Source organism: Phormidium sp. CCY1219, assembly GCF_035615515.1.
In the GTDB taxonomy this organism is placed as follows: Bacteria; Cyanobacteriota; Cyanobacteriia; order Cyanobacteriales; family Laspinemataceae; genus CCY1219.
Map to the genome: position 1 here is coordinate 1 of NZ_JAJENT010000680.1, position 11,029 is coordinate 11,029.

Annotated in this window: 11 protein-coding genes; 8 read left to right on the top strand and 3 right to left on the bottom strand. The window is 51.4% G+C overall.

All coding sequences use genetic code 11. The annotated features are described in order from the left end of the window. Positions 1-124: 124 nt before the first annotated feature. Positions 125-280 (bottom strand): arginine synthesis PII-interacting regulator PirA, encoded by a 156-nt coding sequence (pirA, locus tag LKK83_RS19855; RefSeq protein ID WP_442957345.1) that lies wholly within the window; start codon positions 278-280, stop codon positions 125-127. 239 nt (positions 281-519) lie between these two features. On the opposite strand from pirA, the gene LKK83_RS19860 reads away from it, so the two are divergent. Further along, positions 520-1,311: an SAM hydrolase/SAM-dependent halogenase family protein gene (locus LKK83_RS19860; RefSeq protein ID WP_324633052.1), complete on the top strand. Its 792-nt coding sequence runs from the start codon at positions 520-522 to the stop codon at positions 1,309-1,311. A 29-nt stretch (positions 1,312-1,340) separates the two neighbouring features. Here the strand turns inward: LKK83_RS19860 and LKK83_RS19865 are convergent, their stop codons facing one another. Then, positions 1,341-2,036, bottom strand: coding sequence for a hypothetical protein (locus LKK83_RS19865; protein ID WP_324633043.1), 696 nt, complete (start codon positions 2,034-2,036; stop codon positions 1,341-1,343). Positions 2,037-2,114: 78 nt separating this feature from the next. Between LKK83_RS19865 and LKK83_RS19870 the strand changes: the two genes are divergently transcribed. The 7 genes from LKK83_RS19870 to dprA all read left to right on the top strand — a co-directional run bounded on the left by LKK83_RS19870 (position 2,115) and on the right by dprA (position 10,150). Beyond that, positions 2,115-2,774, top strand: coding sequence for a DUF2301 domain-containing membrane protein (locus LKK83_RS19870; protein ID WP_324633044.1), 660 nt, complete (start codon positions 2,115-2,117; stop codon positions 2,772-2,774). A 91-nt stretch (positions 2,775-2,865) separates the two neighbouring features. Beyond that, entirely contained in the window at positions 2,866-3,579 is a 714-nt protein-coding gene (locus LKK83_RS19875; RefSeq protein ID WP_324633045.1) for a response regulator transcription factor, read from the top strand. 196 nt (positions 3,580-3,775) lie between these two features. Beyond that, positions 3,776-4,831, top strand: a complete 1,056-nt coding sequence (locus LKK83_RS19880; protein ID WP_324633046.1) for a sensor histidine kinase — start codon at positions 3,776-3,778, stop codon at positions 4,829-4,831. A 632-nt stretch (positions 4,832-5,463) separates the two neighbouring features. Beyond that, complete coding sequence (locus LKK83_RS19885; protein ID WP_324633047.1) at positions 5,464-6,726, top strand: glycosyltransferase family 4 protein; 1,263 nt, start codon at positions 5,464-5,466, stop codon at positions 6,724-6,726. 608 nt (positions 6,727-7,334) lie between these two features. Further along, entirely contained in the window at positions 7,335-8,243 is a 909-nt protein-coding gene (locus tag LKK83_RS19890) for a serine hydrolase (RefSeq protein WP_324633048.1), read from the top strand. Between the two features lie 355 nt (positions 8,244-8,598). Next, positions 8,599-8,967 carry a hypothetical protein gene (locus tag LKK83_RS19895; RefSeq protein ID WP_324633049.1) on the top strand — a complete coding sequence of 123 codons (369 nt, stop codon included), beginning with the start codon at positions 8,599-8,601 and terminating at the stop codon, positions 8,965-8,967. 25 nt (positions 8,968-8,992) lie between these two features. Further along, positions 8,993-10,150, top strand: coding sequence for a DNA-processing protein DprA (gene dprA / locus LKK83_RS19900; RefSeq protein WP_324633050.1), 1,158 nt, complete (start codon positions 8,993-8,995; stop codon positions 10,148-10,150). 290 nt (positions 10,151-10,440) lie between these two features. Here dprA and LKK83_RS19905 read toward each other — a convergent pair whose 3' ends face one another. Next, positions 10,441-10,956 (bottom strand): L,D-transpeptidase, encoded by a 516-nt coding sequence (locus LKK83_RS19905; protein WP_324633051.1) that lies wholly within the window; start codon positions 10,954-10,956, stop codon positions 10,441-10,443. Positions 10,957-11,029: the final 73 nt, after the last annotated feature.

Sequence of the window (11,029 nt, forward strand, 5' to 3'; positions counted from 1 at the left end):
CCGTTCGGTTTAGGCTGGTCAGGTGGTTAGAAGTACAAGCCCCTGGCTTTAGACATGGGGTTGGTTTCTACGGAGTCACTGACTCTCTATGGCTGGTGTTCACTTTTCTCTCACCCGGACTTCTCTAGCTGAAGTAGTTGGCTTCGGCTTCTAGCATCCGCAATAGGTTCTCATCCCCTTGTTGTCTCGCCACTTCCATCCGTCGCTGCAAGTGCTTTTGGATGGCTTCGCGATGAGCGGCTGCCGCTCTTTTAACTGTATCTTGATTGATTTTGTTCAGCTTGGACATTTTTCTACTCTGTGTTAGTGTAAGATGGCCTACTTTTAAAATAGCATCTGTAACTGAAAATGGTATCAAATTTGACCAAAACTTTATAAAATCTCCATAAATCCGGGGGCTGCGGGTTTCAGCCACAAGCCCCTCACCCTAGCCCGGTGGAGGTTCGCGGAGAAAACTCACCGAGGCGGGCGCGTTGAAACGTAGCTGTGATGCTCAATTCTCAATTCAACGGGGGCAGGATGCACGACGGAGGAATACTGACGCTATTAACGGATTTTGGCTATAGGGACGTTTATGTGGGGGTGATGAAGGGGGCGATCGCTCAAATCAATCCCCAAGTCACGGTGGTGGATCTGACCCACGATATTCCGCCCCAGGATGTGGTGGCGGGTCGGTTTTGTTTGATGAATGCGGTTCCCTATTTCCCGGAGGGTACCGTGCATGTGGCGGTGGTGGATCCGGGGGTGGGCAGTCAGCGTCGGGCGATCGCGGTGCAATTGGCAAATGCGGTGTTCGTGGCACCGGATAACGGGTTGTTAACTGCCGTTTTAACCGAGGAAACGGCGATCGCGGCGGCGGTGGAACTCACCAACCCCCAATATTGGCGCACCTCCACCCCCAGCACCACCTTTCACGGTCGAGATATTTTCGCTCCCGTCGGTGCCCACATTGCTAGGGGTGTGCCCTTAGCCAAGCTGGGCAATCCCATCGATCCGAGAATCTTGGTCAAACTGGATTTTCCCCAGTGGGAACCGACTTCCGAGGGTGCCCGGGGCTGCATTCAGTATGTCGATCGCTTTGGCAATCTCGCCACCAACATTCCCGGAACTGCGGTCCGAGAACAGCGGTGGTCTGTGGTGGCGGCGGGAACCAAGATTCCCGGGGGCACAACCTACAGTGATGCCACCCAAGGAGGGGCGATCGCCCTGGTGGGTTCTCACGGGTGGGTAGAAATTGCCGTGAATGGGGGCAGCGCCAGAAGTCAACTACAGCTTGAAGTGGGCGCAACGGTAGAGGTTAGATGGCAATAAGCATGCCATCTCCTCGGTGGTGGAAAAATTTAATAATAAACCAACCACAGGTAATAAGTGCCGAATAACCGGGAATTGCTCGAGGACTCATCCACCGCCTCTAAATTGGATAACGGCATGGTAAACTTGCGGCGATCGCTCGTGCGCTCCACGATGACAAAAAGTCCCTGTTCCTCATCAATTTCATCGGCGAATTTCACCCACTTAAACGTATCTTCATAAGAAGGATTGGTTTTTTGCTTTTTGGCATATTCTTTCTCGCTCCCCGAACCGGAGAGGTAATACTTTTCCCACTCAAACTCCTCAATTCCCCTGAGATAGCAGGGCTTGGTCATTGTTTTTTTCAGATAATTAGAATAAGTTTTTAAATTCCGTTCGTTGACCTCAATGTCCTGGGTGCCTAAAATATTCGCAATATTTTCCTCAAATTCCTCTGGCTCGCAAAAGGGAGTTAAGTCAAAATTTCCCGAGACATTTTCGTCGTCGTCATCTTCCTCTGTGAGCAGGATCCTTATCCCGGGGAAGTCGTCATCTTCATCGGAGAGCATGATGTCTATCCCGCCGAAACTGTTGGGCACCAAAGTTACCCCGTTGCTTGTGGACATCTCCCCACGCTCGGGCCAGTCTGAGCGCTCGGATAGCCGCGTCCCAAACACCCCCTCATCTATTTCTATAATACTCTCGGGAGGCGGATTATTTTTGGAGGATTTTTTGGATTTAGCCATTTGTCAAATCTCTGGAACCGTTCATAATAAAGTTTAGCTTAGCAAATGTTTTTTGTCGTCAATCGTTAGCCATCCATTATGACTCAGGCCAACTCTGTTGAAACCCCGGTTTACCAAGGACAGTTTGGGGAATTTACCATTACCGATCGCGATCGCCGAGAGGTCATCATCTACCGCAGTGGGTTGATGGTGGCGGCACTCAGCTTTGCGATTGGCACCACATTGGTTCTGTGGCAAGGCACCTCCCCGATGGTTTTAAATGCCTCGAGCGCGCTCTATGCCTGTTTTTGCATCGCCCTCGGGGTGAGCTTGCTCACCATTCACATCTATCTCGGGGCGCTACACCGCCTGCTACAGCTATTTTGGCTGGTAGGTAGCGCGGCGGCGTTGTGGTTTGCGCTCAACTACAGCACGCCCCTCGCCGTAACCTTGTACGATCGGCCCGCCGCCTTGTTCGGTATCGGATTTACCTTCGCCGCCCTCACCGGCATTTACTTTAAAGAAGCATTCTGCTTTAATCGCCTGGAAACCAAATTGCTCACCCCCGTAGTCCCCTTGTTAATTTTAGGCCATTTGTTCGGCTTTTTGTCTCCTTACGGGGAAAAAATTTTACTGGCAATCTGGGCGGTGTTATTTTTAGTCTTTGGATTGCGAAAAGCCTTCCAAGCGATTCCCGACGATATCGGGGATAAGAGCGTGTTTGAATACCTCAAGAAACAGAAGAAGGCTCAGGCTTAATTGCGGGGAATGGGAAGGGGATAATTTCCCCTTCCCCATCGCCTGGATTGAGGGTAAATTTTCCAACTTTGTCGGACAAAACGATGCCATAATGGAGATTTTAATTGTTGAAGACGAACGCACGATTGCCGAGCTAATCCAAGAGTCTTTAGAAAGTGAAGGATTTGCCTGTCGTACCTGTTACGATGGCTTAAGTGCCCTAGAATTATTTCGGGAACGGCAACCGGATTTAATTATCCTGGATTTGAGACTTCCCGGGTTAGACGGATTGGAAGTTTGTGCCCGGATCCGACAACAAACGAATTTAAAAGATCCCTATATTTTAATGCTGACCGCTCGCGGGGAGGAAATCGATCGCATCGTCGGTTTATCTACGGGAGCGGATGATTATTGCGTCAAACCGTTTAGTCCGAGGGAATTAGTTGCCCGGGTGCGTGCGTTGTTGCGGCGCAGTCTGCGTCACGGCGGACACCCGCAACAGATTTACTGTACCGAACATTTTACTGTAGATTTAGAGCGGCATATTGCCACTCGTAATCTGCATGGGGATAAATCCCAACAACTCGAGTTAACCAGTTCGGAGTTTAAATTATTAACCCTGTTTGTGAAAAATCCGGGTCGCGTCTGCGATCGCGCTCGATTGATAGAACATCTGTGGGGCGATGACTTTTTTGGCGATGAGCGGGTGGTGGATACTCATGTGGCTCGACTGCGGAAAAAAATCGAACCGGATCCGCGTCAACCGAGGTTTATTAAAACGGCGATCGGGGTGGGATATAAGTTTGACGATGCGATGGAATCATAAATCATCAGTAACTCTACAAACGAGTGGGTTTCTGGTGGGAAACGCTTCGGAATCGCGTTTCTACAAGCGGGTCTATATTCCCTAAATCCGATTAGTCGGCTCCGAACTGTTAAAATTTTCAAATAATATGCTCGGTTTAAATCATCTCATCCCCCATTCGCTGTCCCTATCCTCCCGATTGTTTTTCTCCCATTTTTTGGCAACTTTAGTGGGAGTGGCCACTTATTTCATCATTGGCAAAACGTTTTCGCCGCAGTTTTTCGAGTTAGAACTGGCTCAGTTAGAGGGAATTGGAGTAGATGCGATCGCGGCGCGGGAAGAACTGATTCGGGTGTTTGAAATTGCCTGGAATCGCAGTACCTTATGCGCGGCGATCGTCAGTACCTTAGCCGCCGTTGGATTGAGTTATTGGGTCGCCAATCGGATTACTCAACCCCTAACGCAACTCGAAGACATCACCCATCAATTTGCCGCCGGTCATTTGTCGCAAAGGGTACCGCCCAGTGAAATTCCCGAACTTCACGATTTGGGGACGAGTTTTAATCGGATGGCGATGCATTTAGAAGGAGTGGAACAACGACGTCGGGAAATCATCGGGGATCTTACCCACGAATTGCGAACGCCGCTGACAGTGATTCGCGGCTATTTAGAAAAATTGGCCGATCGCAGCATCGAACCTTCAGCCGCTATCTATTATCAACTGATTACAGAAACCCGCCGCTTAGAGCGGTTGGTGAAAGATTTACAACTGCTTTCTAAAGCAGAAGCGGGATATTTACCTGTGAATTTAAACCCAGTGCCGCTTTATCCCCTGTTAGCATTACTCGCAGAAAAGTTTTCCGAGCAATTACTGGAAGAAAAGACGCAGTTGCAGTTAGACTGTCCCCGAGATTTGCCTGCGGTTGTTGCCGATATCGATCGCCTCGAACAAGTGTTAGTCAATCTGCTGGGAAATGCGATTCGCTATACGGAAAGCGGCTCGATTTCGCTGCGGGGGTGGCGGGAAGCGGATCGGGTTTGGGTGGCGGTGGTGGATACCGGGTTCGGGATTGCAGCGGAAGATTTGCCCCATGTATTCGAGCGGTTTTGGCGATCGGCTCAATCCCGGGCGGAACATTCTCGCGGAACCGGTATTGGGTTGGCGATTTGTCGCCGCTTAATCGAACTACAAGGGGGAGAAATTTATGTGGAAAGTCAGGTTGGGGTGGGGAGTACGTTTAAGTTTTTTCTGCCTGCTGCAGAGGGAATTTAGGGGATAAGGAACTACAGCGATCGCGCCGTTCATAACCCAGACTTAACGCCGGGTTTAATCATTTCTAACCTGACAACTCCCGAGACCCCCGCGCCCACCGAGTAGGGCAGAAAACCGTACTGTATCGGTGGGACTTCACCAGAGAAAACACCCCCGTTTGTCGAGCTATTTTTTCTCGCAATTCCAGGCTCCGTAAGCGGTTCGAGGTATTTGTTAAAGAATCCTGACAAAACCGACAAGGGATTGTCATCTGTTTGTCATAAAAAGCCGAGAGGGATTTGATAATCTAAAGATGTTTCGAGAGAGGGCATGGTTTTCCAACCCTCCGAAACGATTCAGAAGAAGCGCTAGAGTTGAATTCGGTAACGGGTTTTCCTCTACCGCACTGTCTGGCAAAAAATCCGGCAGATGCGATCGCGATTTCTTCAACATTGCAGCTAGGGGAAGTTGCCGCTTGAGAAACCCCGGAAAAGCCGGAAAAAATTACCGCAGTTTTCCCAGGGGTGAAGCAAGATACATCGGCAGACCTTTGAAAACAACGGCCTGAAACGTTGTACCCAATTGCCCGGGTTTTTAGAGAAACTTAAGCGATTTGGTTCTAGCTGTTTTCGATTGAATGGTAACATAAACCCATGAAAGATACAAAGCGAATTGCATTAATATCCGTTCACGGCGATCCTGCAGTTGAAATTGGAAAAGAAGAGGCGGGAGGTCAAAACGTTTACGTCCGGCAAGTGGGGGAAGCCCTGGCCAAACAAGGGTGGCAAGTGGATATGTTTACCCGCAAGTCCAGCGCAACCCAGGCGAGTGTGGTAGAACATCATCCGAATTGTCGCACGATTCGCTTAGTTGCCGGCCCGGAAAAGTTTATCCCCCGGCAGAAAATTTACGACAACCTGCCTGAGTTTGTGAAATCTCTGTTGAAATTTCAACAAGCAGAAGGGATAGAATATCAATTAGTTCATACCAACTACTGGCTGTCTGCGGCAGTGGGAATGGAATTGAAGAAAGTGCAACCCATCAAGCAGATTCATACGTACCACTCTCTCGGGGCGGTGAAGTACAATTCCGTTTCCACGATTCCGTTAATTGCCAACACGCGCCTCGGGATTGAAAAAGCGTGCTTAGAAACGGCGGAGCGAATTGTGGCCACCAGTCCGCAGGAAAAAGAACACATGCGATCGCTGGTGTCGAAAAAAGGTAATATCGAGATTATTCCCTGCGGCACGGATATCGAGCGTTTTGGATCCGTATCGCGGGCCGAAGCCAGAGCGCAATTGGGAATTTCCGAGGATAGTCTTGTGGTCTTGTATGTAGGCCGATTCGATCGCCGCAAAGGCATCGAAACCCTGGTGCGAGCCATGAGTCGCTCGACCCTGCGCGGTGAGGCGAACTTGAAGCTGATTATTGCGGGGGGGTCTCGCCCGGGCAAGAGCGATGGTCTCGAACGCGATCGCATTGAGGAGATCGTGGATGAAGTCGGGATCCGCGACTTGACGGAGTTTCCGGGACGAGTCAGCCATCAGGAGCTACCCAACTACTACGCTGCTGCTAATCTGTGCGTGGTTCCCAGCCATTACGAACCCTTTGGGTTGGTGGCGATCGAAGCAATGGCAAGCGGTACCCCGGTGGTGGCGTCGGATGTGGGAGGTTTGCAGTTTACGGTGGTGTCGGAAAAAACCGGCTTGCTCTGTCCCCCGCAAGATGACGCGGCTTTTGCGGTGGCGATCGACCGCATTCTGTCGCAACCGTCGTGGCAAGTGGAGCTGGCAACAGCCGCGCGAACCCGCGTGGAGAGCCTGTTTAGCTGGCATGGCGTCGCGGCGCAATTGAGCGAACTCTACGACGAGGTACTCTCTGAACCGATGGAAAGTCGCGGTCCGGTGAGCGCCTAACCCCCGCCCTGAGTAGAACCGCGCGACTCACTTCCCCGGAAAATGGCGGGGAGGTGAGTCGCCGATTCGAGTTTTTGCGATCGAACCGGAAGGGGTAGAAAAGCGAAAGCTGGAGTTTGTAGCTATTTCGCTCTCGTGTCTTCGCCTACCAGGGATGCCGTGGTGACGGTATAACTGGTAGGTTGGTTGTGTTAGGAAGGTTTAGCTGGTGCCGATCATGCAACAGGTATTTATCGCGTTGTTTTTGGTGAGTTTGGTGATGCTCTCGGGCGCGGGGGCGATCGCCTACTTGTTTCCGCAGAAAAAACCCACTAAAAAATAACTGCCTTATTTCCCAAACTATCTTGACATTTCCCTGGGTTTGGCTAGAGATTATAGAGTGAATTATCGCCCCGCTTTCCCGGGGGGTTTGAAAACGCAAACCCCTCGATCGCAGAGGCTGACTCTCAGTCTGTGCGTCTGGCAAGGTTGCGGCTTTATTTGTCTCTCTAGCTGTTTTTATGTGCAATCCGAATTTTGGTTTCAGTAAAAAAGGAAAAGCGCCGTCTCAATGGTATCCTCAAAGCCCTCTAGGGATTCAGTTGGCTGGCATGTTGGTGGGGATGGGCGTGTCTTTTCCGCTGTTATTTTTATTGTTACTGTTCGTTGAGCCGATTTTATTGAGTGAAGAGTCCGAACCGCCAAAACTGGAGCGCATGGAAAAGGCAGTTCCTGCTTCTCCCCCGCTGAAATTTTCTGAGTCGAAAGCGTTACGGGAGATTGCAGAAACCAGTGGGTTATCCGAACGGGCTAAAATTGCTGTATGTGACCTAGAGCGCAATTGCTGGCACTTGCGCGGGGATGAATTGCCAGAAAGTCCGGCGAGTTTGGCAAAAATTCCGATCGCGGTGGCATTGATGCACAAAGTGGTGGTGGAGAATATTAGTCTGGAAACGCCGATTTATGTGGAGGCGGGGAATTTCACCGAGGATGGTTCGGAGATGGAAGTGGAAATTACTTATCCCCTGTGGAAGATTTTAGCAGAAATGCTGGTTCACAGTAGCAATATTGCGCCGAACCAACTGATAGATTATTTGGGGTGGGATTATATCAATGAGGTGTTGGAAGAATCCGGGTATGGGGTGACAAGGATTCGGGGAAAGTTCACCGGGGACAGTATCGTGCCGGAGAACCCGGGAACGGATGTCAATGCGTTAAGCAGTGACGAACTGACGGGAATGATGGTGAAGATTTACAACCGGGAACATCCGGGAGATAATGTGCTGATTTCTCTGCTGAAATATCAGCGCGATCGCGAATTGGGATTTGCGGCGTTGGAGAATTCAAAAGCGAAATGGTTAGGGGAAAAAACCGGGCAAAATTCTTTGGTTATCGGTACGACTTTGGCGATGGAAGTGCGGGGGAAAACCTACATCTTGAGCGCGATCGATGATGGGTTTTATTCCGATGTGGCGCTTCGGACGGCCATTGCTCAAATTGCCGATCGCCTATATCGTGCGCGGGGATTGGGGAATTGACAATTGACAATTGAGAATTGAGAAATCTGGCAATTTTTAATTTTCCATTGGGTTTCCCCCGCGCCTTCGGGAGAAGCGCCAGCAGCGATCGCCCTCGCAGGGGCAAACCCCCTACCGGGGCAAGGGATCCCACGCGGTGGGGGCGATCGCCCTATGCATAAAATGAGAAATTTCTCGTTTTTTTAAGCTTTTTTTTAACGTAGGGTTTATCCTGTAACTATAGACACCGATTGCCAACGGTGGATCCTGATGAGGAGGCGATCGCCCTCGGCGGTTTTCTCCGGTGCGGGGGACGAAGATATGGCCCCACTGCCGCGAGGGGAGTCCAAAGCAGAATAACACAGGTAAAATACCCATGCGAATCAGAAGATATTACGATCGAGAAAATCCCGATATCGCGATTGAAGACCAATGGATGAATGAAGCGTTAATGCAAGCGTTAACCAAACGATTTTGGCAGGGATTAGATCCGGGGACGCAAAAGTTATTGCAGGGATGTTTGGCCGATATTTCGGGACGTCCGGGCAATCTGATGCTGACGCTGGATTGTCCGAATGAAGAGATTTTTGCCCGCTTGAGTCGGGAAGAAAAATGGCTGGAAATTGTGGGAGAACGGATCGAGGAACTGGTGGGCAATATCCGGACGATCGCGGTTTTTCACCCGCAAAAACAATGGCTGTTTTTCCGGCGCTTGTCTAATTCGCAGTCGAGACAGTCAAAATAATCATGCAAGGTAAGGCGATCGCGGGATGGAAGAGGAACGGATATTCTGGGTAGCTTGGGCGCAAATTCCCGGCGTCGGATCGATTTTGCTCCAGCGGTTACAGCAGCATTTTGGTTCTTTGGCTGTGGCGTGGTCTGCGTCAGCGATGCAACTGGCCCAGGTGCAGGGATTTGGACGACAACTGGGGGCAAAAATCACCGCAGAGCGATCGCGCCTCAACCCCGAAACCCGCTATCGCCAACACCTGCAAAAAAACCCACAATTCTGGACGCCCGCCGATCCAGACTATCCCCGCTTGCTCTTAGAAATTCCCGACCCACCGCCCCTGCTGTATTACCGAGGACAAATCGATCGCGAGGAAAATCTCGGCATTCGTCCGCTAGTGGGCATCGTCGGCACTCGTCACCCCTCGGAGTATGGCAAGCGCTGGACGCGCCGGATGAGCGCCGTTCTCGCTAAGTGCGGGTTTACGGTAGTCTCGGGCATGGCTGCCGGCATCGATAGCGAAGCGCATATTGGTTGTATAGAATCCGCCTGTCGCACGATTGCGGTATTCGGCACCCATTTAGATAAAATATATCCGGTTGCTAACCGCACTTTGTTCCAAAAAATTGTCAGCCACGGCCTGGTTTTGAGCGAGCATCCCTCCGGCACGCGAACCAGACCGGAACACTTTGCTCAGCGCAATCGCATTATTGCCGGTTTGAGTCGTGCGGTGCTGGTGATGGAGGCACCGCAGCGCTCTGGCGCGCTGATTACCGCCCGGGTGGCCAACGAATTCGGGCGGGATGTGTTTGCATTGCCGGGGCGATTGGAGGATTACACCTTTCAAGGTTGTTTGCGATTGTTGAAAAACGGCGCGGAGATGATTGTCAATGAAGAAGAGTTGGTGGCTATGCTGGGGGGAATGCCAAAACTCGACCACCCTCAGCAGCTCTCTTTGTTCCAGAAAACCCCCGCCTCGGAAACCTCGGAACCCAGTGCCTCACCTGCGGCATCGATGCCGGAGTTGGAACCGCAACTGCAGCGGGTTTGGAAAGCGATCGCCACTGAGGATGCTCCCTTTGACGCGATCGTGGAAGCTGCCGCAATGGATGCCGCCACGGTGTCTAGTGCCCTGTTGCAGTTAGAGTTATTGGGATATGTCGAGCAGTTACCCGGAATGCGCTATCGGCGCAGTTAAATGGCAGGGGGGCGATCGCGCTCATCCTGGGAAGCCCTGCATCAGACGGAATTGGGCTGGCAAACCGCCGGTGAACTCGACCCCCCTGCGAAGCGATCGCCTCGAACGTACAGACCGCTTGTAAAGACAGGATAAATCCCATCTCTACAAGCGGTCAAATTGCATAACCGGGGGGCTAACCGAGGTTTTGATACAGGAGGTGGCAGGGGTAACGCACTGCTACGGTGGTTGTTGGGTGGGCATGGCGGTGCTTACATTCTCTCGCGAGTGTCTACCTGAGACGCGATCGCTTAATAATGCACCACCACTGGGGTGCCCACATCGGCCCAGTTAAACAGCCATTCGGCGTGATTGACGGCGACATTGGTGCAACCGTGGCTGACGGGGGTGCCGAAGTTATTATGCCAGTACGCGCCATGAATGGCATAACCGCCATAATAGTACATGGTAAACGGAACATCGGGAACGTCGTAATCATCCCCTTGCATGCGGGTTTCTTCGTGCTTGGTTTGAATGGCGAAGGTGCCGGTGGGGGTGGGGGTTTCCGTTTTGCCGGTGGAAACGGTGACGGCGTAAACCACATCATTTCCTTCCCAAGCCATTAACTTTTGCTGGGTGAGGTCGATTTGAATCCAGCGGTCTTCGGATTCTTGCAGGTTCAGCATCATTCTGGCGATGCGATTGTGGCTGACTTCTTCCGACAATGCGACGGGAGACCACCCCCAACCCGCCGACAGGGTTAAAACAGCACCGGCGAGGAGCATTCCAGAACGACGCAACCAAATTAAGGGTTTGTTTTTTTTCATGATGATAACCTCCGATACGTTTGGAAACCCCCGTGCTTTAGCCGGGGGAGGAAAAACGAACTTGCGGCTTTAG